We start from the raw sequence: 26303 nt of genomic DNA, 5'->3' as shown, positions 1-26303 counted from the left end.
AATCACGATGAGAAAACCTTCACAGTTCGATGTGATTGTGGTCGGCGCCGGTCCGTCCGGCAACGCTGCCGCTTACACGATGGCCAAGGCAGGTCTGGAAGTGCTGCAGATCGAGCGCGGCGAATATCCGGGCAGCAAAAACGTTCAGGGTGCGATCCTGTACGCGAAGGCGCTCGAAGAGATCATCCCGGACTTCCGCGACGATGCGCCGCTGGAGCGCCACATCATCGAGCAGCGGATGTGGATGCTCGACGATACGTCGTTTGTCGGTACACATGTGCGCAGCGAGGATTACAACAAGCCGCCCTATAACCGCTACACGATCATCCGCGCGCAGTTCGACAAGTGGTTTTCATCGAAAGTGCGCGAAGCCGGCGCACTGCTGCTCTGCGAGACCACGGTGAAGGAATTGATCATGGACGGCGACGTGGTGGTCGGCGTGCAGTGCGACCGCGAGCACGGCGATGTCTATGCCGACGTGGTGGTGCTCGCCGACGGCGTGAATTCGACGCTCGCGCGCAAGGCGGGCTTTCATGGAGAGATCGGGGCCGGCAACGTTGCGCTCGCCGTCAAGGAGATTCTCTTCGTGCCAGAGGAGACGATCCGCCAGCGCTTCAACGTCGGCGAGGACGACGGCGTCGTGATCGAGATGGTCGGCAGGATCACCGACGGCATGATGGGCACTGGCTTCCTCTATACCAACAAGGAATCGCTCACCATAGGCGTGGGCTGCATGCTGAGCGACTTCAAGAAAAACCCCAACCGCACGAGCCCCTACGTGCTCCTCGAAAAGATGAAGCAGCACCCGTCGATCGCACCGCTGATTGCGGGCGGCGAGATGAAGGAGTATTGCGCGCATCTGATTCCCGAAGGCGGTTTTCACGCAATCCCGCAGGTCTACGGCAACGGCTGGATGATCGTTGGCGATTCAGGCGGTTTCGTGAACGCCGCGCACCGAGAAGGATCGAATCTTGCGATGACCACGGGACGCCTCGCCGCCGAAACGGTGATCCACGCGAAAGCCGCGGGCCACGGCTACCGCGCCGGCACGCTCAAGGCCTACAAGGCCGCGCTCGATCAGAGCTTCGTGATGAAAGACCTGCACAAGTACCGCGACATGCCGGCCGTGCTGCACCAGAATCCGCAGTTCTTCACGACCTACCCCGACCTCATGGCGCGCGCCGCGCGCACGATGATCACGGTCGACGGTAAGGACAAGAAAAGCAAGGAGCGCGAGATTTTTTCGAGCTTCCGCACAGCCCGTTCGCTTTCCGGCATCGTGGGCGACGCCTACAAACTCCTGAGGGCCTTCCGATGAGCACCCTACCCGTCAACGTAGAGGAAAAGCTGTTCCAGAACCGTTATCGCGTCGATGCAGGACGGCCGCACGTCCACATCAAGGATGCCGACGTCTGCCAGAGCGAATGCAGCGCGAAGAGTTGCACCTTCGTCTGCCCGGCCTCGTGCTACAAGGCCGAAGGCAACGGCGCGGTGACGCTGATCACCGACGGCTGCCTCGAATGCGGCAGTTGCCGCATCCTCTGTACCGACCACCAGAATATCGAGTGGGACTACCCGCGCGGTGGTCACGGCATCCTGTTCAAGTTCGGTTGAGGAACATCGTCATTGCCAGACCAGAACGACATGTGTTTGCTTGCACCGAGAACCGGCCGCCGCCGCGCGGCCCATCTGGGACCAATAGCAACTGCGCATGCCGCCGGGTTGAATGAGAACTGGCCGATGGTACAAGCCGGCGACGCGAACTTCCACGCGCCCGGTCCCGCCCGCTTCTGGCTGTTCACGCTAAAGGCGCTCGCCTTCATCGGCTTGCGGCGCGGCGAACGCAAAACCGCCACACAGTTGATCGCACAACTACGGCAGCTCGATCCGGCGGATCAGCTCGGCTTCGGCGTAGTGGAAGCGTTGCTGCAACGGTCCGTCTGAGGAGACACACGATGTCCAAACAGCCCGCCATCGCATCGTTGGCCGGCGACATTCTGGCAGCCGGCGGCGTGGCAGCAGTCGACCGTGCGCTGAGCGCGACATGGCCAACGAACCGGCGATGACAGCGCCGCGTTCGCATCACCTTAGTCGAGATACGGACCGCCCTTGAAGGTTGGACGTGCCGTTCTCGACGCTTACCGAATTAGCACCGACACGGGGGCCGCTTCCGATCGTGATCGTGCCAAGGTCCGCGCCAAATCCAGATTTGACTTCTCCGAGCCATTCGCCTCAGTCGCGATGTCGCGGCCCCGACACGCCGCAAGTCCGACAGTACTTTCAGAGACGCTTGATCTCGACACCGTATTTCCTCAGCGCGTAGCCAATCTGGCGCGGCGTCAGTCCAAGCAGCCGCGCCGCTTTTGCCTGCACCCAGCCGGATCTTTCCATGGCGGCGATGAGACGCTCGCGGTTGGTCATCTTCGCATCACTTCCGAGGACTGCGCCGCCAGCCGCTAACGGAGCCCGCTCGCTGCCGACAGGCTGGACCGCAGCTGCGCCCGACGTGACAGCCTCAGCCCGCGGCGTAGCCGGCTTCACGGGCACTGGTACGATTGGCCCGGGCTGCAGCGCAATTTCGTCCGATCGGCTCTTCCACAGCATCGCGGACAGGCACTGGCCGTGGCAGCAGGCAAAGTCGTTTCTCACGATCGCTGGTCCCGGCGCCAGGGTCGCGCTCCGCTGCACGCAATTCTCGAGCTCGCGGACATTGCCGGGAAAACCGCAGTTCATCAATACTTCAATCGCGCTCGCATCGAAGGTCAGCGTACGGCCGTTCTCGCTGTTGAAATTCTTGAGAAACTCAACGGCGAGGAGCGGAATATCACTGCGCCTTTCACGCAACGGCGGCAACAGCAAGGGAACCACGCAGAGGCGATAATAAAGGTCGGCACGGAACTCGTTGCTTGCCACCGCCTCTTCCAGGTTTTTATTCGTGGCGGCAATCACGCGAACATCGACCTTAATGGTCTGGTTGCTGCCGACGCGCTCGAATTCTTGCTCCTGCAGGACGCGCAGCAGCTTTGCCTGGAACGAGGCCGAGATCTCGCCGATCTCGTCCAGAAACAGCGTCCCCTTGTCGGCGAGCTCGAAGCGCCCCTTGCGCGAATTGAAGGCGCTGGTAAAGGCACCCTTCTCATGACCGAACAATTCGGATTCCAGCACCGTCTCATGGAGCGCCGCGCAATTGAGCTTGATGAAGGGCCGCTTGGCGCGCGGCGACAGCTCGTGAACGGCCTTGGCGACCAGCTCCTTCCCGGTACCGGATTCGCCGCGCAACAGAACTGTGCTGTTCGATTCGGCTACCACCGCGATCTTCGCGAGCAGCCCGCGCAGCGCCGGGCTGTCGCCAATGATCCCCTCGATCTGAAACTTCTCACGCTCACCTGCAGGGTGCTTGAGCTCGGACAATGGCTTTTGCAGCCCGTCCTTCCCCGCCATCAATCGCTCGCGGTCGCTCTTGAAAAAGCGATGCAGCTTCACCGTCTGCCCCACCAGGTTGGCGACCATGGTAAGCAGCCGCACGTCGTAATCGAGCCGGAAGTTCGACCCATAGTCCAGGATGCGGTCGATGGTCAGCGTGCCTATGACTTTCGCGTCGATGCGAATAGGGACGCCAATGAACGATACTCGCATGTTGTCGGAGGCACCGAGCACGCCCATGTCGGCGGCACTGAAGCCCGAATGCACCGCTATGTTCTCGGCGACGAGCGGCCTGTCCGTCGCCATGATCTGGTCAATTGCCTTCTGCGGCAGGCGCATCCGGTAGTGCTCATCGCTGCCTTCGCTCCAGTCCGCGCCAACGGTAATGTCCGGTACGCCATCATCGTCGAAGAGAGAGACGATACCGAGCCGCATCTGAACAAACGATTGCAGGAGATCGATGACGTTGGCCAACGTGACTTCGAGCCGGTAGGGGGCGGTGAGTACCTTCGATATTTCGAAGATGCCGGTAAGCACGCTCTCGTGCCACTGCACAATAGGAACCGCGTGGTCCGTCTCGGACTTTGAGCCAGGCCTTTCGCGTACGGAAGCGATATGCAGCATGACGACGTCCCCGTTGTGGGGACCGTGCTCCCCGTCACCTTGTTCGGATTTGCGGGCATTGTGTTGCATATCATCCTCGATCTAGCGCCCAATTTCACGGGCTGACTTCAAAAGATAATGCCCTTTCATGGAAGGACGGTGAAACTGTAGTGCCCTGATGTACTTATTTTCTGCTTTTGCGATTTCGCTGCGTGGATTCCGTTAGGAACGCGAGTTCCCTTGATGTCGCTCAAATCAACTGCGATTTGTCTACTCCAGGTGCAGCCGATTACAGGTGTCGTCCATCATTGATTGCTGCCTCGGCGCCCGTGAGATAACTCGCCGCATCCGAGCATAGGACGAAGATGATCTATCTTTGCGACCGCTTCGGGCGTGCCCACCCGGCGCAGCGGGATATTTGGCACAAGAAGCGCTTCCGTGTCGGGCGACAAAATGTCCGTCTTGAACTGGCCGAGGACGTAGGGAAACTGTTTTCAGATCGTTAGATGCGAGCCTATCGGTCCGATCAATCTGGTTTGGTAAGTCATGGCTGCGTTAGCGTAACGTTTGAAGTGCAAAAAAAGCCCCTCCGGGCTCCAGGTGCCAGCCATCCTCACTACCTCTATTGTTTTGGCAACCCCAAGTATCTTCACGACGCGCTTCAGGTTGTAGGCCAACACCTGTAGACTCATTTCGGTGCTGACCCGTCCGAGCGTTCGGGTCAGGAAGTGTGTGGCCCCCAATCCAGTGCTTCAGCGTGCCGAAGACATGTTCGACAGTGCTTCCGCGGATGGTCATTGCGTCCGGCTTGCGCTCTAGCCGACGCTGCATGGCCTCAACTATATGCTCATGTTCCCATCGTCGAATGCGCCGGTAGTCGCTGGGTGACATCGTTCCTTGAGCGGGCAGGCGCTGGGCCAGTAGCCGTCGTACTTGCGCACGTTCTGGCCAAGGAAATCGAAACCGTCTGCAATGTTCGTGATCCGGGTCTTCTCTTCCGAGCGCTCCAGACCTTGAGCGGCAATAAACTGCCTGACCGCCGGAAGCACCTCGAATTCGAGCACTTCTTTCGACATACCGCTCACAATAAAGTCATCGGCGTAGCGAACGACGTTGAGTTGGGCCTTGCTACGTGCCGCCGCGGTGAGATTACGCTCGGTCATCAGAGCATCGAGCACGACGAGCAGATTTAGATCGAGGCCCTTGAAACGCATGATCCCAACTTATCCATAGTGTGGATGCGTTCCATCAAAACAATCGATTTTACGAAATGTACGGCATGGAGGATAGTGTTCCTGGTAAATCCATTTCAATTTCGCAAACCTGCTGGCGCCTTCGTCGTGCCGGGGTAGCGGATGAAGTGTGTCGTAGAACTGAGCGAAGCCGAGGAAATGACGTTGCAGCAGTTGTCGATCAATCACGTGCATCGGGACTCGCGCACGCGAGCGGCGGCCCTGTCGCCGCTCGGACACAGGATCAAGCGCAAGCTCACCGCCGAGCAACTCGGCGTGAGCGGGCAGTCGATCTGTGACTGGCTCACGCATGGCGCAACAGCGGCGTGTCCGGCCCGATGGGCGGCCATAACGGTGGGCACATGAAGCACCACTGGCGACGCTTCATCACCTGGACGAAGGAAATCGCAGATCCCGAACTCGCTGAACTTTCTCGGCGGACATGGCACCAAATTTCAAGTCAATTTCTCGTGGAGGCTCTCATGAATACTGTAGCAAAACGTCGGGCCGGAGAAATAGAATTTGGGCATATCAAGATGGTTGTCGGTCTTTGCCCTGACGCCGAGAAAAATCCTCAGGTGTACGCCGACCATCAACCGAGGCACATGTCCAATGCGGGCACGGTCTTTGGCGGCGTGGGCAAGCTGGATCGCGCCGACACGACGCGACAAGCGTCTGGCAGGTCGCGTAGGCGCTTACTAGCGGCAAAACTTCGCATAGTTCTCCAAACCCTTTCTATATCGGCCGCTTACCTTCGTACAGTTGAGGCAACCCTCGACTTCGGCTGGGCTTCGCGACAAATCGGGAGCAGCCGATTGCAGGTGCCAAATGCTTCAGCGACCCGGCCAAATGGATCTCGTGTCAATCGCGGTCAGATCGTGCGGAAGATGCGGGGGAAGTCTTTGGTAGATCCGGTGCGAAAGGCACGCGCTCTCGATGTAATCTCCATCGTGGAAGAGGTTCAATCGGTCCGTGAAGCGTTGACGGAAATACTCTTTTCTTCGGGCTTCATCCCAGAACTGTTCCAGAGTGCAGATGATTTCTTGAAATCGAACCGCTTTCTCAGCAAGTCCTTCGCGTCCGTCAGGTCCACCCTCAAGGGCCGGACGGCGCATAGGAGGCAGTCGTGAATTTGGCCGTGTCCACAGATAGAGGACCTCTCTCCACGCGCTCTCAGGTGCGGTGGAGGCTGGTTTGGGAAAATGAGTTGCGACTCGCCGACCACATCGAACTGTCCGAGTTCTTCCGAAATACCTACGGACCGACCGGGGCGTTTAATGCAAAACCATTCGAAGGCAATCACAGTTGGGCTGGTGCGAGGCCAGAGTTCCGTGCAATCGGCTACGACGCGCGCGGCGTAGCGGCTCATATCGGCGCACTGCGTCGTTTCATCAAGGTTGGCGCAGTCGATCTACTAGTGGCCGAACTAGGATTGTACGCGGTACGTCCGGATCTTGAGGGACTCGGAATCCCTCAATTAATGCGCGTGATGTATCCCGTGTTGCAGGAACTTGGCGTTCCATTTGGCTTCGGCACGGTTCGACACGCGTTGCGGCAACATATTGCAAGGCTGCTCGGCCGACCCGGTCTGGCGACTATTGTGCCTGGAGTTCGCGTGAGGTCGACCCTTCGAGAAGTGCATCTCGACACGCCGCCCACGCGCATCGAGGACGTACTCATTGTCGTCTTACCGATTGGACGGTCAATGAGCGATTGGCCGACCGGAACGATAATTGATCGGAACGGGCCAGAGCTGTGAGGCACTGCTTATCCGAAGCGCGCAGCGAGTGCGCTGATACCACCGGACGTCGCAGCGTTTATTTGACGTTTGACGACGGCCCTAATCCACTTTGCACACCGGACGTCCTCGATGTGCTGGCGGAACACCGGGTGCCAGCGACTTTCTGCGTCATCGGTGCGTACGCAGCGGACCAGCCGAAGCTGATCCGACGGATGATCGCAGAAGGGCACGAGGTCGCAAACCACACGATGACTCATCCGGACCTGTCCAGATGCGAACCCACCGAAGTGCAACAGGAAATACTAACGGCAAGCCGGGTCATCAGGATGGCGAGCCCCCATGCTTCGCTGCGGTATATGCGTGCCCCGTATGGCATGTGGAGTGAAGCAGTGCTCACTACGTCAGCGAGCGCTGGTCTGGCGCCCCTCCACTGGTCGGTAGACCCGCGAGACTGGTCTCGTCCCGGCGTGGACGCGATTGTCAGCGCAGTGCTGGCCTCTGTCCGGCCGGGTGCAATTGTGCTCTTGCACGACGGATGCCCTCCCGATGAGTTGGGACGATGCACTCACGCTGGTCGGCGCGAGCAGACCCTCACGGCGCTTTCCCTCATGATTCCAGCATTGCATGACCGGGGGTTTGCAATCCGATCGCTTCCTCAACCTAACCGGACAAACCAGACACCCTATGAACATGCTTGCCGCAACTAGCACTGTCGCTGTCTCGTTTTATGCGCTGCTCTCGACTGTCTATAAAAGCACGCAGGCGCTTTATGCTCAGCCGACAAACGTGTCATCGCTGTCGGACGGCCTGGTCGACTCCGACACTCTGCCGGGCGTGGATGTCATCGTTCCCTGCTTCAACGAGGACCCGCGCACGCTTTCGGCATGCCTGGAGTCCATTGCAAACCAGGACTACGCCGGAAAACTGCGGGTCTATGTGGTTGATGATGGTTCTGCGAATCTCGATACGCCGCTCGTTAGGAGATTTGGTGCTTAACGTCGACTCGGACACGATAATCGGCTCAGACGAGGTCACGAGGCTTGCATTGAAAATGCAAAATCCAGCGATCGGCGCGGCCATGGGTCAGTTGACCGCCAGCAACCGGAGCGACACCTGGTTGACCGGGTTGATCGAAATCCCTTACCGACTAACGATTTGTGCATCCGTCGACTCCGTGAAAACTGGGAGCTACTGAGCCCTACCGCAAGCAGCTCGGCACTCGCCCACCGCCAGATTTTGCACGGACAGGAAGATTCCCCTGTGAAACGTTGCCGCGCGGCAAAGCGTTCGTACCGCATCCGCATATAAACGTCTCAATCTGATGCACCATTACCTTGGAGGCCTGCAGAAATATTCGAAGGACATCACCCTCTTTCTGGCGCCCCACATCAACTCCTACAAGCGATTCCAGATCGGTACGTTTCCGCCGACCAAGGTCGCACGGAGCCAAGACAATCGGACGGTCGGTTTCCGCCTTTACGGCGAAGGCTCGGACGCCGTCCGCGTGGAGTGCCGCATTGGCGGTGCGGATCTCAATCCGTATCTCGCTTTTGCGGCCCTGATCGCGGCAGGTCTTGCGGGCATCGACGAGAAGCTGGCATTGCCAGACCCGCTTGTCGGCGACGCGTATCGGGATGCCGAGCTACCGGAAATTCCGAAAACGCTGCGGGACGCCACCGACATCAGTTCGACATTCTGTCCGCTAGCGGATGGAACCGATCGAGCCACCTCCAGCGCGGGGCCGCATTGTCCGGAACGTAACATTCGCAACACGAACAATCGGACGATGCACCGCCATAACCCGACATTGTGCCGGTCAACATTCCGCAAATTGTGCTCCGACTGTAGATGCTCGCTTGGCACAACGCTTGCGATCCATCGCCGACAACTCAAGAGACCTGACATGCTCAATCCGATCATCAATGACACGACACTTCGTGACGGCGAACAGACCGCCGGCGTCGCGTTTCGCACCGAGGAAAAATGCGCGATCGCCGCCGCACTGTCGCAAGCCGGCGTGGCCGAACTCGAAATCGGAATTCCTGCCATGGGCGAAGACGAAATGGCGTGCATCGCTGCAATCGTCGACCTGAACCTCGACGCCCGCCTGACGGTTTGGGGGCGCCTCACCGACGAGGATCTCACCGCGGCATTGCGCTGCGATGCCGATATCGTTCATCTCTCGGTTCCCGTTTCGGATATTCATTTGCAACACAAGCTGCGGCAGTCGCGCAGTTGGGTACTAGCGCAGATCGCACGCGTCGTCGACGAGGCAGCGAAAAACCATCCCAAGATTTCCCTCGGCATGGAAGACGCCTCGCGCGCGGATCCCTCATTTCTCATAGAAGTGGCTCAATGCGCGCAGCAGCACGGGGCCCAGCGCGTGCGCTTTGCCGACACTGTCGGTATCCTGGACCCCTTTAAGACCTTCTACGCCATTGCAGCGCTGCGCGTCGCCGTCGATCTGGAGATCGAAATCCATGCGCACGACGACCTCGGGCTCGCCACAGCCAACACACTGGCCGCCCTTGGGGCCGGCGCGACCCATGCGAGCACCACCGTCAACGGGTTGGGTGAGCGCGCCGGCAATGCAGCGCTGGAAGAAGTCGTGATGGGCGCGCGGCACCTGCTGCGACGAGACACTGGCGTCGACACCAGAGCGCTGCCCGACATTTCGTCGTTGGTCGAACAAGCCTCAGGCCGCGCAGTTTCCTTCAACAAGAGCATCATCGGTAGGAGCATCTTTACTCACGAGTCGGGCATTCACACCGACGGCCTCGCGAAGCACCCCACGACCTACGAGGGATTCGATCCAGCAGAGCTCGGCCGGCACCGGTCGACGATACTCGGGAAACATTCTGGATCTCAAAGTGTGCGTGAGGCCTACGACGCTCTAGGCGTGAGCGTGTCGGAGCGGCTCATCCCGCTTCTGCTTGCACGCATCCGCTCTTTCGTCACGCAGCACAAGCAGGCGCCGAATGCAAGCGATCTGCGCCGCTTCCTGACCCAAGCCCACAGCACGCGGGTGAAGATGTCGTGAGTGTGGTGATGGCGGCCAAACTTGTCCAATAGAAATAACGACATGCAAGAAGTTATCGAACAACTGCGTCACCTTTCGTCGGCCGAGGATTTCCTGCAATTCTTCGACATCACATTCGACGAGAAGGTGGTGAACGTGAGCCGCCTGCACATCCTCAAGCGCTTCTTTCAGTATATCGAGCAACAGAAAGAACTGCCGCGTAACAACGCGACGGCCGTGCTCGCCGTCTATCGATGCTTACTGCAGAAGGCCGACAACGACTTCGTTGTATCCACGCCCGCGGAGCAAAAGGTCTTCAAAGCGTCCAGCCTGCGCGACGTGTCGCTGAAACTCGTGCACAAGATATTCGCTCGCCATCCGACATTGGAGGCGGACCTGTTGATGAAGAGGGCCCCATGAACTCGCCCGCTGCCTCGGAAAAGAAGCCGGCCGCGCCGGTCAATCGGGCCGCCGGCCGTAACCTCGATCTGCCCGAACGTCTGAAAGCCTACCAGGGCGTCTGGGTCTTTCTCGAGCACGACCGCGGCCACGTGCATAGCGTGTCGTGGGAGCTGCCCGGTGAGGCGCGCAAGCCCGCCGACAAACTCGGCACTCGTGTCGCTGTGGCCGTGCTCGGCGGTACCGACGAGCCGCTTGAGCAGGTTGCCAGTGAGGCGTTCAGTTTCGGCGCGGACAAAGCGTATGTGATTCACGACCCTGTGTCGCTCGGCTATCGCAACGAACCGTTCACGAAGGGGCTGACCGACCCGGTCAACAAGTACCGCTCCGAGATTCTGCTGCTCGGTGCAACCTCGATGGCCCGGGATCTCGCCGGATCTGTCGCAACGACGCTCTTGACCGGCCTCACCGCCGACTGCACCGAGCTGAACATTGACCCGTAGTTGCCGCATTCTGTGCACGGACCATCACAACCTCGAATGGGCGTGTCCGCGCGGCGGGCATCGCATCCAGTTCAGGTTCGCGTAGACAAACACATCCATCGTCACATCGGCTTCCGAGCGCCGCAAAAGCGGCCGGACGCCTCACCACTCACCATATCGGAGCAAATTGATGAATCTCACTACTGGTATCGAATCGACCGATCTGTTCGGCGGCAACGTCCCTCCCCCCTTGCTACAGTTGATCGAGAGAACCCACGGCGGCAGCAATGACGATGTGGCCGCCGCGTTGTGGACTGCGGTCCTGTCGTACCCGCGCTGCCTGCCACCCTACTATCTGCTGTATAAGTTCCATGCGAACCGGGGTGAACTTGGCGAGGCGCAGGAGGTCGCGACCAAGGCTTTGGCAGTCGCCGCCCGGCAAGCGTCGCTCGACAGCGACTGGTGTGCGGTACAGCCGGGCGACACCGACTTCACCATTCCTGGTCCGGGCCGCTTCTGGCTCTTCACACTGAAGGCGCTCGCGTTCATTAGCGTGCGGCGCGGTGAGCGCGCCGTTGCACTGAAGCTGATCGCCAAGCTGCGCAGGCTGGACCCGATCGATTGCATAGGCTTGGACGTCGTGGAAGCCTTGCTCGCACAGTCCGCGTCCCGATAATCGCCGCCGGAAGAGGTCCCTGCGCTATTTCCAGCCATGATCGTTCCTCAGGTGGATGCATCGCCATAAAGGAGAAAATCCATGAAGAATCATGTCGCATCTTCACAAAGTCCATCACCGACTGTTGACCTATTGTATGACTACGCGCCGTTCCTCCAGCTCTGCGAGTCTGAAGGGGGAATCGGCTCCTTTTCATCAAGCACCCCAACTCCGCGCGTTGCCATCGTAGGGGCCGGTATCAGCGGTCTTGTGGCGGCCACTGAACTGATGCGGGCAGGCGTAAACGACGTTACGGTCTTTGAGGCCCGCGATCGCATTGGAGGAAGAATATGGTCACAAGTATTTGATCCGCGCTACCCGCACCTTATTGCTGAAATGGGCGCAATGCGGGTCCCTCCGAGTGCAACCGGTCTTTTCCATTATTTGAACAAACACGGCATTTCCACGACCGCGTCTTTCCCCGATCCAGGAGTGGTTGATACCGAATTGCATTATCGCGGCACTCGCCATACCTGGCCGGCGGGGGATTCGCCGCCGCCTTTGTTCAGGCTCGTTCATGAAGGCTGGAGGGCCTTTTTGCAGGATGGGTGCGTGATCAATGGCACATCTCTTGTAGCGCCGGCAGAAATCACGGTCATGTTGAAGTCACATCGCTTTCAGGAAGCGCGTGCGGCATGGCAAACGTGGCTCGATGTCTTCCGTGACAGTTCTTTCTATGCCGCCATTGTCGCGATTTTCACTGGTCCTCGCCCCCCCGGAGGCGTCCCTTGGGAAAGGCCATATGACTTTGAGCTGTTTGGCTCTCTGGGAATAGGATCCGGCGGTTTCCTACCTGTTTATCAGGCCGGATTCATCGAAATACTGCGCTTGGTCGTTAACGGCTATCTGGATGATCAACGCCTGATTTCCTGCGGAATCTCTACACTGACTGAGCGCCTGGCGGAAGCGGAGATCGCAGGGCGCTCCGTTGCTGAACGGGTTCGCTTCAATAGCGTGGGTCGCATCTACAAAGAAAATGGAAAGATAAAGCTGGTAACTGATGAAGACGAGGCATTGGTTTTCGACCGAGTAATCGTCACTAGCAACAACAGGGCAATGCAGATGGTTCATTGCCTGACCGACGACGAAACGTTTCTCAGCCGCGACGTCTCACGAGCCGTCAGGGAAACGCATCTTACGGGTTCCTCAAAGCTGTTCATGCTCACCCGCGACAAGTTCTGGATCACGAAAGACCTGCCAGTCACCATCCAGTCTGACAGTTTTGCGAGAGGAGTATATTGCCTTGATTACGAACCCGATAAGCCAGATGGTCAGGGTGTGGTTCTGCTTAGTTACACTTGGGAGGATGACGCTCACAAGCTACTGAGTGTTCCCGACAAAAAACAGCGGTGTGAGTGCTTCGTTGACGACCTTGCAACATTCCATCCAGAACTTGCGCGCCACCTTGTTCCCGCCGATGATGACTATGAACGTAGCGTCCTGCACCATGACTGGCTGACCGATCCGCATTCTTCGGGTGCCTTTAAGCTCAACTATCCGGGCGAAGATGTTTACTCGCAGCGTCTCTTCTTTCAGTTCAAGACCGCGAATGATCCCGCATGGGATTCCGGCCTTTATCTGGCAGGATGTGGCTGCTCTTTTACCGGAGGGTGGATTGAGGGAGCTGTGCAGACGGCTGTGAATAGCGCCTGCGCCGTCATACGCAGCGCAGGAGGAAATCTTTTACCGGGCAATCCTCTTGACGAGATCCGCAGTGCTTATCGTTACTGATATCGCACACGATGACCTCCTATTCGTGGAAATTTTATGTATTCGAAAAACACTGTGGAATCGCTTTGCGGTGGCATACGTACCGGTGCACTTTCTGCGGCTGAAATCCGGGAGCGTGCACTCAGCGCTGATGCGCATCTGAAAAAGCTCAACTGCTTCATCCGTGCTTGCGGCCCGGACGCGCATTTCGCTAAAGCGAATGATGCCCTGAAAGGCGCACCGCTCTACGGCATTCCCTTTTCCTTAAAGGACAATATTTGTGTTAAGGGGCTCCCTGTCACCGCCGGGACACCGGGGATGGAAGGTTGTATAGCCACGCGCGATGCGCTTGTTGTCAGAAAGCTGAGATCGCTCGGTGCTGTCGTTGCCGGCAAGAACAACATGCATGAACTCAGCTTTGGTATCACATCGGTCAATCCTCAATGGGGAACGGTCGGAAATCCAGCGGCTCCAGGGCATTTGGCTGGTGGCAGCAGTGGCGGCTGTGCCGCTGCCGTGGCAGCCGGTATCGTTCCGATGGCGATCGGAACGGACACCGGCGGCTCCGTAAGGATACCGGCCGCCTTCTGTGGTATCACCGGCTTCAGGCCCACAAGTGGTCGCTGGTCTTCGGCCGGAATCATTCCAGTTTCTCGCACGAAGGATTCGCCGGGCCTTCTGACGCGGACGGCGAAAGATGCATTGCTTCTATATGATCTGCTGTCCCCCGATAGCCACCTTCCGACAAAACAGAAAAATACTCGCGGCCGAATAGGCCTTCCGGCCTCCATGTGGACTGACCTGGAGGATGATGTCCGAAAGTATTGCTGGCATGCCGTCAAGCGATTGACCCGCGCTGGTTTCCAGTGCGTTGAACTGGATGACGCGGTTGTTGCTGACCTGAATAGAACCGGAACCTTCACCATTCCGGTTTACGAATTCTTCACGGACTTTCCCCGCACATTGCTTTCCCTAGGATGGGGAAACAGGATAAATGCCGTATTTGATAACATTCGCGACAAAATTGTCCGCGACATCATTCACGCCAATCTTGGTGGACAGCTTATCTCTGCCGCAGATTATTCATCAGCGATCCAGAATATAGGCGTCTTACGTCTACAAATAGACTCGCTGTTCAGCACTCAAGGCATCGATTTTCTCGTGTACCCGACAGTTCCGCGTAGCGTCCCTCATCTGAGCGATGCCAGCAGGCCGGGACTGTTTGCCGAAGTGATACGTAACACCGACCTGGCCAGCAACGCCGCGATACCTTCTATCACCCTTCCAGTTGCTCCCGATGATGCATTACCGGTGGGGTTGAGTATTGACGCCGCGCGGGGTCAGGACCGCCGTCTTCTGGCCGCAGCAACGTCTATAGAAGACATTTTGGCTTCCTGAAAATAAGGCTGCTATTCAACACCGCACAGACGCACGGCACCGAAAACAGCAAACATTCATACGCATTGCCAGGAGGCAGATAGCTAATGCAAATTTCGTTGAAAAGAATAAACGTGCTCTTTGACGCAGATAGTTTTGTTGACCGTCAACCTGCCGCAAAAAGTCATTTCATCTGCGGCGAAGGAACCATAAATTCGGTAAAAACGTTTCTGGTCATGAATCGCGGAGGAGACTGTGAATTTCAGGGGGGCGGACAGTGGCGCACTGCCGAGCAGATCATCAGCACAGTAACTCAGGCCCGGGATAAATGCGCCCCCTTAATCTACATTCAGGACAAGGCAGGAGGGACAGGCAGTTTCGACACCACGAAAGTGCTCTCGCCGGACATGGCCAGACTACTTTTATCCCCATTTGGAATGGGCAGGGTCAGTGCATCCCTCGCCGAATTTGCAGAAGGGAATTTGCTAATTTCCGCCATACTCGGTCCGACCTCAGGTCCACTTGCTTTACCGTTGATGCTCGCAGACCTGGTGTTGATGACTGAGAAAGGCGCTCTATGTATGGGCCGTCCGGATATGGTGAAGGCAATGCTGGCCCAGGAGTCCGATCTCTATTCGCTAGGTGGAACAGACGTTCACAGCAAGGGCTCGGGCTCGGTTCAACTGGTATTCAAAGATGAAGAAGGTTTATTCGAGTGCATAAGAAAATTACTGCACGGAAGTTTCAAAGGCAACGCAGCCCATGGTCTTGAATATGAAGAACCCGACGCGGCTGATTTTGAAAAATTAATTCCATCAGATCATCGCGCACCCTATGATATGCATCATTTGCTGCATTCCTTTATCGACAAAGGCAGCTTTACGGAAATAAGCGCCGAATACGCGGAGGAAGTGTTGACCGCCTACGCGAGCATCAAAGGAAATTTCGCTGCAATTATTGCCAACAACCCTCGACATAATGGAGGTGCAATTTATCGGAAATCCGCCTCAAAAATGATAAAAATGATAAATATTGCCGCAAAAACCAACATGCCAATCATATTCATTGCCGATATCCCGGGATTTATGATCGGCAGAGAAGCTGAAAATAGTGGCATATTTTCGGCTGCAGCGGAATTATTCAGAGCACATGTTCGATGCAAGGTACCAAAGTTACTGCTCGTTGCCAGAAAAGCGTATACGGGAGGCGTGTACGCCATGTGTGGTCCTGGATTTGACCCTGTGGCAGTACTGGCGTATCCGCAGGCCCACATCGGGGTTTTCAGCCCGGACACGATGAAGAAAGTAATGTCTGAATCTGATGAGACCACCAGATCCATAATGCGAAAACTGACCGACGAGATTGAAAACCCCGAATTGTTGAAAATTAATGGGCTGATTACTGATGTCATCGAGATAGAACATACTCGGGAACAAATTACCCAGTATTTGTTCCCTGTAGGGAGTGAAGCTGGCGCCTGAGTTGAATCGCAAGCGTCTCACTTCCACAGTCCAGCGCAGTCTGCTTGTCGGTAACGCGGAGACATGGCGGGCGGATATCGCCGCGTTAAAGGGCGAAGTTTCGCGGTTTGGCGTCGGCCTGCCGTTGTTGAGGGCTAGCGAGGAGGTGCATGCGGCATCGACTGAAGCCGACGCCGACCGAATCTCGACGAACCAGGTTGCGGCCCCCAGCGAAGCCAGGCTCAACGGCGAGCAGATCCAGAAGGACCGAGAAAATGTTGAAACCAGCGCCCGCTGGCCGTGGAAGTCCGGCGTTAAGTCGTGAGTTCGGTGCACGGAGTGGTGGCAGGCTGCCGAACCATCGCGATCACTCACAACCGTCCGAGAAACCTGTATCACATAACGGCCGCTAGCGTCGACCGGCGACAGTCCCCGTGGCGCACCGCACGCGTGCTGTGAGCGATAGACTTCATTAATGATGATCTTCAGCACCCAGCGATCGCGCAGTTGCAGCGTTGTCCATCACCGCGGCGCCATTCAGGCAACAACCAGATTGACACACAGCTTGCCGGTCGCGCCGAACCTGCTCGATCAGGCGTTTGCCGTCACCGTGCTGAATCAGGCCTGGTGTGACGATATACGTTATATCGCCACAAAACCCTCGAAACCCCACAAATCCATGCCGCAAAAACCTTGCTGAAAAATGCCATTTTCTAACTTGGGTGGATTGGTCTTCGCGTGGTCTCACGCGGAGGAGTCATGCGTGACGCCTCCTGCAATATTATCTCCCGCATCCAATTGCTTGCCGGATCACTGTTGTGAAGGGCAGACCATTGGACGGCCTCGGTGAATGCGGGAAGTGGCAGCGGAAGTTCGACGATCCGCAGAGGCATCGTTTTTTCGAAATACTTGACCAGCCTCAAGGGCATCGTCCCTATACGGTCAGTGTTTAATAGCATAGGCGGGATCATGCTAAAGCTCTGCACGATGACCTCGTCCCGTCTCTTGAGACCGTGCTGACGCAAAAACCATTCCTCGATGGAGGGCTGCCGCGTACGCCCGAACTTGACCACAACGTGCCCCATCGACATATATCTCTCGAATGTAAGCTGCCCTGATAGCTGCTTGTTCCTGCGGCAGCCTACGCACACGAGCGTCTCCTCGAACAGCTTCGCTCTAGGGTGCGCGCTCGTCATGAACAATTCCGGCAAGATAAGAAAATCGGCTTCGCCGCGCCGGAGAACCTCATCGGGGTCATCGGCAAGTGGCAGCAACTCGAAGCTGACGGCGGGAGCTTCCCGTGCAATACGCTCCACGATCTTTCGAAAAAATACGACTGCCATGAAATCGGAAAGGATGATCCTGAAGCGGCGATCCGATTTGGCTGGGTTGAAGACGTCCTGGGAAATAACGGAGAGCTGGATGTGCACCAGCGCCTCGCGGATTGGAGCAGCGAGCCCTTCTGCACGCGGTGTTGGGACAAATTCCCGGCCCCTCATCGTAAATAGTTCATCGCAAAAATAGGCGCGTAGCCGGGCGACGGCCGCGCTCATGGCCGGCTGGCTCAGGTTGATGCTGCGTGCCGCCGCGGTGAGATTACGCTCGGTCATCAGAGCATCGAGCGCGACGAGGAGATTTAGATCGAGGCCCTTGAAACGCATGATCCCAAGTTATCCATAATGTAGATGTGTTCCATCAAAACAATCGATTTTACGAATTATACGGCATGGAGGATAGTGTTCCTGGTAGATCCGTTTAAATTTCGCAACCTGCTGGCGCCTTCGTGGTGCCGGGATAGTGGATGAAGTGTGTCGCAGAACTGAGCGAAGCCGAGGAAATGACGTTGCAGCAGTTGTCGATCAATCACATGCATCGGGAGCCCTCCTCGCGAACCCGCCGCATGTTTGGCAACGATTGCGGATTTCCTCGAGGTTCCAGCGCTTCAGCTTTCTGGTCGCGCCATCCTTCACCGCCAGGAAACGCGACCCTGGACCAAACGGTACAGAATTTTCATGAATTGCGGCGCCATTTTGCAGACGGACCCTACGCGAGATTCTTTGGGCTGGTGACCTCTGACCAGTGTTCGCAGCGGCGAGCGATACCCTACCTTACTTATGTGGTAGGGGTTCGAGTCTTGCCAGTAGGGCCTTCCTACCACGATGAAGGAGAGAAACATGCTGTGCTTAGGAGTGAGCGGCGGGCTAGACAAAGTTCATGAAAATTCACTCGAACTGCCGAACACATTTCTGCACGACGGCGCTGCGGTGCTTGTCCGGGACGGACGCGTAATAGCGGCCGTCGAAGAGGAGCGCCTCAACCGGATCAAGCACTCTAACAAGTTCCCGAGCAGTTCAATTCAATACTGCCTCGCATCCGCAGGGATTCAGCTCAGCGATATCGACCACATCGCGTTTTACGCTACCGAGGCCTATTGCAACGTCATGCTCGAACGCCTGTTCCTGTCCCAGCCGAACATCTCCATTCCGGTGGATGCCAAGCTGTTTCTGCGTAACTTACTAATGCGGGAATTCGGTACCGAGGTCGATCCTTCGCGAGTCTCATTCGTGAGTCACCATCTGGCGCATGCCGTGAGCGCGTTTGCGATGTCTGGATTCGAGCAAAGTCTGATCCTCGCGGTCGATGGCGGCGGTGATTTCCTCTCGGGGCTCTTGGCGCTCGGATCTGGAACCGAAATTACGCAACTCGCGACTTTCGCAGAGCATAATTCTCTAGGGCTGTTTTATCTCGAAACAATCCGGTATCTCGGTTACGGCTTGTTCGACGAATACAAGGTCATGGGGCTTGCACCTTATGGGGATCCCGCTCCCTATCGCGGGCTCTTCGAGCAATTCTATCAACTGTCCGCCAACGGTGAGTACCGCGTCTACCTGGACCGCATCGGTCCGACGTTGCTCCGCAGCATCCAGGTCCGGCGAAAGGGAATGCCATTCACACAGCAGCATCGAGATGTGGGTGCTTCATTGCAGGAAGCGCTGGAGCGGATCGTGTTTCACATTCTCCGCCATCATCGCGAGGTCACCGGTATGAAGCGGCTGTGTATAGCCGGAGGAGTAGCTCATAACTGCACCATGAACGGTAAGCTGCTGTATTCGGGACTTTTCGAAGACATCTTCGTGCAGCCCGCAGCGCATGACGCCGGTTGCGCATTAGGCGCTGCCCTTATGATGTCAAACGACTTCGGTCGGCCCGCGCCGCGTGAGCGATTGCAGGAGGTTTATTGGGGGCCCGATCTGGGGAGCGATCTGGTCGTGGAGCAAGAATTGAATGCGTGGGCCGGACACCTCGACGTTGAACGCAGTGATGACGTGGCAGGCAGAGCAGCGGACTGGATGGCCAATGGCGCCGTGATCGGCTGGGTGCAGGGTCGTTCGGAGTTCGGGCCACGCGCGCTTGGCAACCGCAGCATTCTTGCCGATCCCAGGCCGGTGGCAAACAAGGACCGGATTAACGCCATGGTCAAAAAGCGTGAGGGTTACCGACCGTTCGCGCCATCAGTGCTCGAGGACGATGCGCGCGAATTTTTTGACCTCCCAGAGGGCACCCGCGAATTCCCTTTTATGAATTTTGTAGTTCGCGTGCGCGACTCCAAGCGTGCCTTGCTCGGCGCCATCACGCACATTGACGGTACAGCGCGGCTGCAAACAGTATCGCGCAAGACGAATCCCGCCTACTGGGAGGTTATTAATGCGTTCAAAAAGCGGACAGGAATCCCAATTCTGCTCAATACTTCCTTTAATAACAACGCTGAGCCGATCGTAGATTCGGTTGCAGACGCAATTGCCACATTTCTGACGACAGAGCTGGATGGACTTGTGGTCGGGCCGTTCCTCGTCAAAAAGCGGCCCGCAACGCAGGAACATTGGACTGCGCTCGCGGTTTCACTGCCGCCCTATGCATCGCTCTATCGGGTCCGCGCTCACACAGCGCTGGATCGTCAGGAGACGGTGTGCGAAATTCGCACCGGCGGCTCCAACTATGACAGTGTGCGTATTTCACATGAGTTGTTCGATCTGCTGATGCGGATCGAAGGCGAAGCCGTGCTCGGACATCTTCTCGATTCAATTACGCCTGAGCAGACTCGACGTGAAGCCCTCGTCAAGGAGCTGCGCGGATTGTGGGAACAGCGTCGGGTTCGGCTACATCCCTCACGGGCGTTGTCACGGTAACGACGCGCCTCCAATGAGTTGCTGAAGGTCTGAAACTAGGTAACAGCACTCGCGAGCTATTTTTCCAGAACGTTAAACAATAGCGTTTGGCCGCCGTGCAGTTCTTGTACCAACACGCCGGTTTTCAACGGAGCACCAGTCCCGGCCCAAGGTCCGGACACTCGCAGCGGCGCACCATAAAGGTAGACGGAATTGACACATCAAACGAACTTCGAATTGCTGCGTCGGGAATTGGACGCAGACGATCCATGGCGGCTCGACAGCAATCCCTTTGAGCACGAGCGCCACAGGCAAATGCTTCGGATGGCCCTTTCGCAGGGATCCGTCACAAATGCGCTCGAAGTCGGATGCGCAGGCGGAGCCTTCACGGAAAAATTGGCACCGCACTGCCAACGGCTCACCGTGATCGATATCGTGCCAAGCGCAATTGCCAGGACACGCGAACGCATGATGGACTCACCACACATCAATTGGATCGTCTCCGATGTCCAGCATTTTTCGACTGAGCAACAGTTCGATCTGATCGTGGTGGCGGAGGTTCTCTATTACCTCGACGGCAGCGCCGAGGTGCGCGCGGCTGTCCGCAATTTAGCACGGATGCTTGCGCCCGCTGGACAGCTGGTTTTCGGATCGGCACGTGACGCCAATTGCCGGCGATGGGGCCACATTGCCGGAGCCGAGACGGTCATAGCCATCCTGGAAGAAGAGCTGGTTGAAATCGATCGCTTGAGGTGCGTCGGTCAGTCGTCGAATGAAGACTGTCTGCTCGCCTGTTTTCGAAACGCGGCTTCGCCTTCGTGTGGACCAACTTACCAGCCTTAGGCCGGGAGATATTATGCGCATCTGTGGGATCAAACTGACGCACGACGGAGCGATCGCCCTTGTCGAGGATGGAAAACTGGTTTTTTGCGTGGAGCAGGAAAAGCTAGACAACAATCCGCGGTATCAGGCGATCGACGACCTCGACGCGATCGCGATCGCATTGGCCGAGCATGGTTTCGATGCGCACGATATCGACCAGTTTGTCATCGACGGCTGGGACGGAGTAGTCGAGTCGGAGTTTCGGGTCCTCAGTGGGTCGATTCCCGTCAGCCTGAAAGGAGCCCCTTATGCCGAACGCCGAGCCGATGATCTTCTCGCTTCGCTCGACGGCTCCGGACTGCTTGTCGGCGGCCAGTCCTTTCCTTATAAAAGCTATCCTCACGTGTCAGGCCATGTGGCCTCGGCGTACTGCACCAGTCCCTTTGCCCAAAGCGGGCAATCTGCATTCTGTTTGGTGTGGGATGGTGGCATCGTCCCACGCCTCTACCATGTAGAACGCCACCACGCCCGCCATGTTGACTGCCTGTTCCCCGTGATAGGTCACATCTACGCTGCGGCGGGTCATCACTTTGGTCCTTATAAGAAACCGGGCGGCGCCCGGTGGGATCTGGGTGTGGCCGGCAAGCTGATGGCTTACATCGCGCTGGGCTCCGTTGACGAAGATATCGTTGAGGTATTTCGCGGGCTTTATCAGGCACGCTTTGCTGGCGACACGGAGTGTGCGCAAGCTTATCGCGAGAACATCCACAGCGCGGACGCGTCACTAGCGGCTGTGGGAGAGTTCTTCGAAGCAAGCGCGCTGCGACTGGAAGCCAGGCCGCCCGAAGACGTACTCGCCTCGTTCCATGTATTCCTCGAGCGTCTTCTCGTTCATGAAATGGGTATCGCGCTGCAGCGCCATTCGATTGCGGGGCCGAAAAATTTGTGCATCGCTGGCGGATGCGGACTCAATATCAAATGGAACAGCGCCCTGCGCGCGAGCGGTTTGTTCGACGCAATCTGGGTGCCGCCGTTTCCCAACGATAGCGGGTCTGCGATTGGCGCCGCTTGTTGCGCGCTGGCAGCCGAGAAGGGCTTCGTGCCGCTGGAGTGGTCGGTATATAGCGGACCGGCCTTAAAAGGTTGCCAAGTACCGCCCGGATGGACGGCGTCTACTTGCTCCATTGTAGAACTCGCCAGCATACTCGCCAGTAGCAAGCCCGTCGTTTTCCTTGCCGGCCGAGCCGAGCTCGGACCACGAGCATTGGGGGGCAGAAGCATTCTGGCCGCCGCGACTTTGCCCACAATGAAGGATCATCTCAACGACATCAAGTTTCGAGAGCACTTCCGTCCCGTGGCGCCAATTTGCCTTGAGGATCGTGCGCCGACCATTTTTAGCCCGGGGAGCCCTGATCCCTATATGTTGTTCGATCATCAGACGCGCGCGGAATGGCGAGAAAAGATCCCTGCCATCGTGCATCTCGACGGATCTGCCCGATTGCAGACCATTTCAAGAACTTCCGAGCATCCGGTGGCGCAACTTCTGGTCGAATACGAAAAACTGACGGGTATTCCGTTGCTCTGCAACACGAGCGCCAACTATCACGGACGAGGTTTCTTCCCGGACGCTGCTTCAGCCTGTGCGTGGGGACGCGTCGAACGTGTGTGGTGCGATGGTTTGTTACTGACCAGGACTGGTCTGTCGCCGTCAGTCGACGAAACACTTTTCGCTACGTCGCCGTTCGAAGATTGCTGACGTTGCAGCTCAGTGGTCAGTACGACGCGGTCAATTGTCCCGGCAGCTCGCTCTATCGCTGCGGTCCGAAGACGATCAGCAGGCCGCCCTTGGCTCGATTTTCACAAGCACTTATCCCGGGCGGAGGTTGCTCATCGACCCGCGGAACCTCGATGCCCTCCTCGGAAATTTTGGCTCATTTCAAAATGCAGTGGGTAACGAGGCTTACGCGGCATCCGGGTTGAAGCTGGAGAAATCGAGCTTGCCGGCGATGAGAAAGAGGACGGTGCGCATCGTCGTGAAGCGCGTGTAACCGCGAACCTTGCGCTTGGCAGCTTGAAACAAGCCTTGATGGCCTCGATGAAGCCGTTGGTCTGGCGGGTCTGAGTCCAGGCGACGATGCCATCGAAGTGCCGGCAAATCAGACGTGCCACGTCCTTCATCGGCTCGACTTTCGAGCGCATGACGTTGGTGCACCACTGCCGCAACATCGCGGAAACAACATGGATTTGCTTGCGCTCGAGAATCTCGCGCAGTTGCTCGCGATACAGCTAGGCGCGGGCGGTGCGTTTGGTGGCGTACTGCCTGACCAGCGCCTCGAGGTCGGTCAATTGCGCCAGATTCAGTTTGTTCACGTCCTTGAGCAGCGTCCAGCCCATCCCCTTGAGTTCCGAATCGGCTTTCTGCTGCTGGCGGCGGACCGTATCGAGCGCCTTGGACGCGTGGGCGACGACGTGAAACTTGTCGAATGTCAGCCGCGCATTGGGCAGATGTTCGCCCACGCCCTTGATGAACGCCGGCGACATGTCAACGCTCACCGAGGTGACCTGTTCGGGCGTGCACCGCATTAGACTCGACTGCCAGTCTATCCGTCGAACCGGGTCAACTCAAACCGCGCTATCCGGTCGCTGTCACCGCGCGTAAAGGTGGAATTTTTGAGCGGCTTCGGCACGGCAGCAGGCGCTGCCGGCGCCTCGCACCTTAAAGGGCTGCCGCGTATCGACGGGCGACCACGCCGGCAGCTACGCGGCCTTACCAGGTTGTTGAGTTCGATGGCCACGGACAGGTTCCGGCCATAGATAACATCTGGCCGAGTTCAATCCGGAGCGAGCCGTTTAGTTCGTCGCCTGGTAGATGCTTCCGGCTTCTCCGATACGCCATCTTCCCCACGATTGCTAACACTGGAAGATTCAGGAGGTCCACTTCGCCCCAACGCCTCGGTCACCAGGCGATGCTGTTCGGCGAGATGTGCGCGAACTGACGAATGTGCACCCGACCTCTGGCATAGGCGGTCTTGACAGAGTTTCGCTCATAGAAGTGTGATCCACCGTCGAGACATACTGCTGCGCCGCCCTCAGGAAATTCATGCGTCGATGCAACAACCTGAAAACCAATGTCGTGACTGACATGCAAAGTCATATCAACACCAACGAACCGCGCAACTGATGATCGCCGTCGGGAAATGAAAGCCGTGGTACGGTGATTTGCTCTTCTTCATCCCGACATTCTATCTGGCAGCGGTCTCAAGTTGACAGTGCCAGCCAGATGGGCTACGAATGCAAACGTCCACACCCGACGTCCGGGTATCTGCATCGATGAAGCGGCTGCAGTAGATGTTCAATCAATTCGACGAAAAGACTGTTTGTGCGGGAGCGAACGAAGCGAAAAAACCGATCGCATCAGGCTTAAGTCTTACTGCATCATATAATTAGTTGTGTATTCTATTTCCGCACAGGAAGAGTGCCATCTTTGTATGAGGCGTAGTCCAAGCAGGATACGCAACGCGGTAACAAATCAGGAACGTGGCGTTGTGCGCGCTGGACTGCCCCGTGGGATGTAATCCGGGGGAAGGACAGGCAGCGTGCGTTCAAGGAAGTTTTTTTATCGCCTTCATCTGATCCCATCCTGAGTCGCTGAGCCATCATAAACCCATATGCAGTGGTACTCAGTCTGGCGTGGTGGTGAAAGCCACGCCAGCCACGCCCCTCGTAGTGACCGAGCCCAAACTCCCGTTTCAGGTCCTGATAGTCGCGCTCGATGCGCCAGCGCATTTGGTCACGAACACAAACTGCTCAAGCCTCGCCTCCTCTGGGGCCGGCTCAGATTGTTGCGTACTGAACCGCCCCGGATTTTGTGGAGGCTCCAACTCTTGAGAGAATGGAGCCATGAACAAGAAGGTAACCAAGTTTTCCCCGGAAGTCCGGGAGCGCGCAGTGCGGCTGGTGCGCGAGCAGCGTAGCGAACATCCGTCGATGTGGGCGGCGGTCGAATCGATTGCGCCCATGATCGGCTGCACACCGCAGACACTGCACGAGTGGATCAAGCGCGACCAGGTCGACCACGGTGAGCGCGATGGCGTGACCACAGACGAGCGCGAGCGCCTCAAGGCCTTGGAGCGCGAAGTCAAGGAGTTGCGTCGTGCCAACGAGATTCTCAAGGTCGCGAGCGCGTTTTTCGCCCAGGCGGAGCTCGACCGCCGTTTCAAGTCCTGAAGGCCTTCATCGATCAGCATCGCGATACCTTCGGGGTCGAGCCGATCTGCAAGGTCTTGCGGATTGCCCCGTCGGGTTACCGACGCCATGCCGCGCAGCTTCGTGATCCGTCGCGGCGCTCTGTTCGCGCAATCCGCGATGAACGTCTGCGGCCGGAGATCAAGCGTGTGTGGCAGGCCAACATGCAGGTCTACGGCGCGGATAAAGTCTGGAAACAGATGAACCGGGAGCGTATCGCGGTGGCGCGCTGCACGGTCGAACGGTTGATGAAGCAACTGGGTTTGCGAGGCGTGATGCGAGGCAAGCGTGTTCGCACGACTGTTCCTGATGCCATAGCCCCGCGCCCGCTGGATCGGGTCAATCGCCAGTTCAAGGCGGCACGGCCGAACCAGCTCTGGGTTTCGGATTTCACCTACGTTTCGACGTGGCAGGGCTGGCTGTATGTGGCTTTCGTGATCGATGTGTTCGCTCGCCGTATCGTCGGCTGGCGAGTCAGCAGCTCGATGACCACGGACTTCGTTCTGGATGCACTTGAACAGGCGCTTTACGCGCGGCGCCCGGGCGACGACGGAACCTTGATACACCATTCGGACAGAGGGTCCCAATACGTCAGCATTCGCTACAGCGAACGGCTGGCCGAAGCGGGCATCGAACCGTCGGTCGGCAGCCGGGGCGACAGCTATGACAACGCCTTGGCTGAAACGATCAACGGTTTGTACAAGGCTGAACTGATTCATCGCCGCACCTGGAAAACGCGGGAATCCGTTGAACTAGCAACGCTGGAGTGGGTGGCCTGGTTCAATCATCATCGATTGATGGAACCCCTCGGCTATATCCCGCCCGCCGAAGCTGAGGCAAACTACTATCGGCAACTTGAAACAGCTGCCGCAGAACCCGCATCAACTTAAACCAACCAGCCTCCACGAT

Annotated in this window: 20 protein-coding genes, 7 pseudogenes and 1 other annotated feature; of the genes and pseudogenes, 22 read left to right on the top strand and 5 right to left on the bottom strand. The window is 57.5% G+C overall.

Going from position 1 to position 26303, the window contains the following annotated elements; all coding sequences use genetic code 11:
* Positions 1-7: 7 nt before the first annotated feature.
* From HDG32_RS28110 to HDG32_RS28100, 3 genes and pseudogenes are all read left to right on the top strand, one after another.
* Positions 8-1318, top strand: a complete 1311-nt coding sequence (locus HDG32_RS28110; protein WP_184072302.1) for an FAD-dependent oxidoreductase — start codon at positions 8-10, stop codon at positions 1316-1318.
* Positions 1315-1614, top strand: a complete 300-nt coding sequence (locus tag HDG32_RS28105; RefSeq protein WP_018423212.1) for a ferredoxin family protein — start codon at positions 1315-1317, stop codon at positions 1612-1614. The genes HDG32_RS28110 and HDG32_RS28105 overlap by 4 nt, the downstream gene beginning before the upstream one ends.
* Before the next feature lie 87 nt (positions 1615-1701).
* Positions 1702-1944, top strand: a pseudogene (locus tag HDG32_RS28100) (hypothetical protein); the annotation flags it as partial.
* A gap of 336 nt (positions 1945-2280) precedes the next feature.
* Here HDG32_RS28100 and nifA read toward each other — a convergent pair.
* Both nifA and HDG32_RS36730 read right to left on the bottom strand, forming a co-directional pair.
* Positions 2281-4116, bottom strand: coding sequence for a nif-specific transcriptional activator NifA (gene nifA, locus HDG32_RS28095; protein ID WP_184072300.1), 1836 nt, complete (start codon positions 4114-4116; stop codon positions 2281-2283).
* A gap of 404 nt (positions 4117-4520) precedes the next feature.
* Positions 4521-5162, bottom strand: a pseudogene (locus tag HDG32_RS36730) (transposase); the annotation flags it as partial.
* Between the two features lie 219 nt (positions 5163-5381).
* Between HDG32_RS36730 and HDG32_RS28080 the strand changes: the two are divergent.
* The 15 genes and pseudogenes from HDG32_RS28080 to HDG32_RS36720 form a co-directional block, all read left to right on the top strand.
* Positions 5382-5624 (top strand): hypothetical protein, encoded by a 243-nt coding sequence (locus tag HDG32_RS28080; RefSeq protein WP_184072298.1) that lies wholly within the window; start codon positions 5382-5384, stop codon positions 5622-5624.
* Entirely contained in the window at positions 5621-6388 is a 768-nt protein-coding gene (locus tag HDG32_RS28075) for a hypothetical protein (protein ID WP_184072296.1), read from the top strand. The genes HDG32_RS28080 and HDG32_RS28075 overlap by 4 nt, the downstream gene beginning before the upstream one ends.
* A complete protein-coding gene (locus HDG32_RS28070; protein ID WP_184072293.1) occupies positions 6385-7017 on the top strand; it encodes a NodA family N-acyltransferase in 633 nt (210 codons plus the stop codon). Before HDG32_RS28075 ends, HDG32_RS28070 begins: the two co-directional genes overlap by 4 nt.
* Complete coding sequence (gene nodB / locus HDG32_RS28065; protein ID WP_184072291.1) at positions 7014-7706, top strand: chitooligosaccharide deacetylase NodB; 693 nt, start codon at positions 7014-7016, stop codon at positions 7704-7706. Before HDG32_RS28070 ends, nodB begins: the two co-directional genes overlap by 4 nt.
* Positions 7684-7995: a glycosyltransferase family 2 protein gene (locus HDG32_RS36725; RefSeq protein WP_260336621.1), complete on the top strand. Its 312-nt coding sequence runs from the start codon at positions 7684-7686 to the stop codon at positions 7993-7995. The genes nodB and HDG32_RS36725 overlap by 23 nt, the downstream gene beginning before the upstream one ends.
* A 325-nt stretch (positions 7996-8320) precedes the next feature.
* Positions 8321-8668 (top strand): annotated as a pseudogene (locus HDG32_RS36035) (glutamine synthetase); the annotation flags it as partial.
* Between the two features lie 234 nt (positions 8669-8902).
* On the top strand, positions 8903-10039 hold the full coding sequence (nifV, locus tag HDG32_RS28055; protein WP_221307894.1) for a homocitrate synthase: 1137 nt from the start codon (positions 8903-8905) through the stop codon (positions 10037-10039).
* A 42-nt stretch (positions 10040-10081) separates the two neighbouring features.
* The gene (gene nifW / locus HDG32_RS28050) at positions 10082-10438 is read left to right on the top strand and encodes a nitrogenase-stabilizing/protective protein NifW (protein WP_260336620.1); all 357 of its coding nucleotides are present in this window, start codon (positions 10082-10084) and stop codon (positions 10436-10438) included.
* Positions 10435-10917: pseudogene (locus tag HDG32_RS28045) on the top strand (electron transfer flavoprotein subunit alpha/FixB family protein); the annotation flags it as partial. The gene nifW and the pseudogene HDG32_RS28045, both read left to right, overlap by 4 nt.
* Positions 10918-11089: 172 nt before the next feature.
* The gene (locus tag HDG32_RS28040; protein ID WP_184072288.1) at positions 11090-11575 is read left to right on the top strand and encodes a hypothetical protein; all 486 of its coding nucleotides are present in this window, start codon (positions 11090-11092) and stop codon (positions 11573-11575) included.
* An 81-nt stretch (positions 11576-11656) separates the two neighbouring features.
* Positions 11657-13345: an NAD(P)/FAD-dependent oxidoreductase gene (locus HDG32_RS28035; protein ID WP_184072286.1), complete on the top strand. Its 1689-nt coding sequence runs from the start codon at positions 11657-11659 to the stop codon at positions 13343-13345.
* 36 nt (positions 13346-13381) lie between these two features.
* Entirely contained in the window at positions 13382-14722 is a 1341-nt protein-coding gene (locus tag HDG32_RS28030) for an amidase family protein (RefSeq protein WP_184072284.1), read from the top strand.
* An 86-nt stretch (positions 14723-14808) separates the two neighbouring features.
* Positions 14809-16182, top strand: a complete 1374-nt coding sequence (locus tag HDG32_RS28025; RefSeq protein WP_184072282.1) for a carboxyl transferase domain-containing protein — start codon at positions 14809-14811, stop codon at positions 16180-16182.
* 1 nt (position 16183) lies between these two features.
* On the top strand, positions 16184-16486 hold the full coding sequence (locus HDG32_RS28020) for a hypothetical protein (RefSeq protein WP_184072280.1): 303 nt from the start codon (positions 16184-16186) through the stop codon (positions 16484-16486).
* A 213-nt stretch (positions 16487-16699) separates the two neighbouring features.
* A pseudogene (locus HDG32_RS36720) lies at positions 16700-16816 on the top strand (IS3 family transposase); the annotation flags it as partial.
* A 58-nt stretch (positions 16817-16874) separates the two neighbouring features.
* Here HDG32_RS36720 and HDG32_RS28010 read toward each other — a convergent pair.
* Positions 16875-17822, bottom strand: a complete 948-nt coding sequence (locus HDG32_RS28010) for a LysR family transcriptional regulator (protein ID WP_184072277.1) — start codon at positions 17820-17822, stop codon at positions 16875-16877.
* A 513-nt stretch (positions 17823-18335) separates the two neighbouring features.
* On the opposite strand from HDG32_RS28010, the gene HDG32_RS28000 reads away from it, so the two are divergent.
* The 3 genes from HDG32_RS28000 (at position 18336) to nodU (ending at position 22905) form a co-directional block, all read left to right on the top strand.
* A complete protein-coding gene (locus HDG32_RS28000) occupies positions 18336-20348 on the top strand; it encodes a carbamoyltransferase (RefSeq protein ID WP_184072275.1) in 2013 nt (670 codons plus the stop codon).
* Positions 20349-20540: 192 nt separating this feature from the next.
* Positions 20541-21170 carry a nodulation methyltransferase NodS gene (gene nodS / locus HDG32_RS27995; protein WP_184072273.1) on the top strand — a complete coding sequence of 210 codons (630 nt, stop codon included), beginning with the start codon at positions 20541-20543 and terminating at the stop codon, positions 21168-21170.
* Between the two features lie 13 nt (positions 21171-21183).
* On the top strand, positions 21184-22905 hold the full coding sequence (gene nodU, locus HDG32_RS27990) for a nodulation protein NodU (RefSeq protein ID WP_184072272.1): 1722 nt from the start codon (positions 21184-21186) through the stop codon (positions 22903-22905).
* A gap of 204 nt (positions 22906-23109) precedes the next feature.
* Here nodU and HDG32_RS27985 read toward each other — a convergent pair.
* Positions 23110-23720, bottom strand: a pseudogene (locus tag HDG32_RS27985) (transposase); the annotation flags it as partial.
* Between the two features lie 958 nt (positions 23721-24678).
* Positions 24679-24938: pseudogene (locus HDG32_RS27980) on the bottom strand (IS701 family transposase); the annotation flags it as partial.
* Between the two features lie 111 nt (positions 24939-25049).
* Here HDG32_RS27980 and HDG32_RS27975 point away from each other — a divergent pair.
* Positions 25050-26284, top strand: a protein-coding gene (locus HDG32_RS27975; RefSeq protein WP_184072271.1) for an IS3 family transposase whose coding sequence is annotated in 2 segments (ribosomal slippage) — positions 25050-25341 and positions 25341-26284 — 1236 coding nt in all. Because the reading frame shifts where the segments join, the coding sequence is not laid out codon by codon here.
* Positions 25331-25447: a sequence feature (AL1L pseudoknot), on the top strand. Its footprint overlaps the gene before it by 117 nt.
* Positions 26285-26303 lie beyond the last annotated feature (19 nt).

The organism is Paraburkholderia sp. CI2 (assembly GCF_014201055.1).
Taxonomy (GTDB): Bacteria; Pseudomonadota; Gammaproteobacteria; order Burkholderiales; family Burkholderiaceae; genus Paraburkholderia; species Paraburkholderia tuberum.
Note: the sequence above shows the minus strand (reverse complement) of the source record. Positions and strands in the feature narration are given on the sequence as shown.

Excerpts from the sequence above, each read along its gene's own strand:
- HDG32_RS28110 (WP_184072302.1), top strand. The coding sequence starts at position 8 with ATGAGAAAACCTTCACAGTTCGATGTGATTGTGGTCGGCGCCGGTCCG.
- HDG32_RS28105 (WP_018423212.1), top strand. The coding sequence starts at position 1,315 with ATGAGCACCCTACCCGTCAACGTAGAGGAAAAGCTGTTCCAGAACCGT.
- nifA (WP_184072300.1), bottom strand. The coding sequence starts at position 4,116 with ATGCAACACAATGCCCGCAAATCCGAACAAGGTGACGGGGAGCACGGT.
- HDG32_RS28080 (WP_184072298.1), top strand. The coding sequence starts at position 5,382 with ATGAAGTGTGTCGTAGAACTGAGCGAAGCCGAGGAAATGACGTTGCAG.
- HDG32_RS28075 (WP_184072296.1), top strand. The coding sequence starts at position 5,621 with ATGAAGCACCACTGGCGACGCTTCATCACCTGGACGAAGGAAATCGCA.
- HDG32_RS36725 (WP_260336621.1), top strand. The coding sequence starts at position 7,684 with ATGAACATGCTTGCCGCAACTAGCACTGTCGCTGTCTCGTTTTATGCG.
- nifV (WP_221307894.1), top strand. The coding sequence starts at position 8,903 with ATGCTCAATCCGATCATCAATGACACGACACTTCGTGACGGCGAACAG.
- nifW (WP_260336620.1), top strand. The coding sequence starts at position 10,082 with ATGCAAGAAGTTATCGAACAACTGCGTCACCTTTCGTCGGCCGAGGAT.
- HDG32_RS28040 (WP_184072288.1), top strand. The coding sequence starts at position 11,090 with ATGAATCTCACTACTGGTATCGAATCGACCGATCTGTTCGGCGGCAAC.
- HDG32_RS28035 (WP_184072286.1), top strand. The coding sequence starts at position 11,657 with ATGAAGAATCATGTCGCATCTTCACAAAGTCCATCACCGACTGTTGAC.
- HDG32_RS28030 (WP_184072284.1), top strand. The coding sequence starts at position 13,382 with ATGTATTCGAAAAACACTGTGGAATCGCTTTGCGGTGGCATACGTACC.
- HDG32_RS28025 (WP_184072282.1), top strand. The coding sequence starts at position 14,809 with ATGCAAATTTCGTTGAAAAGAATAAACGTGCTCTTTGACGCAGATAGT.
- HDG32_RS28010 (WP_184072277.1), bottom strand. The coding sequence starts at position 17,822 with ATGCGTTTCAAGGGCCTCGATCTAAATCTCCTCGTCGCGCTCGATGCT.
- HDG32_RS28000 (WP_184072275.1), top strand. The coding sequence starts at position 18,336 with ATGCTGTGCTTAGGAGTGAGCGGCGGGCTAGACAAAGTTCATGAAAAT.
- nodU (WP_184072272.1), top strand. The coding sequence starts at position 21,184 with ATGCGCATCTGTGGGATCAAACTGACGCACGACGGAGCGATCGCCCTT.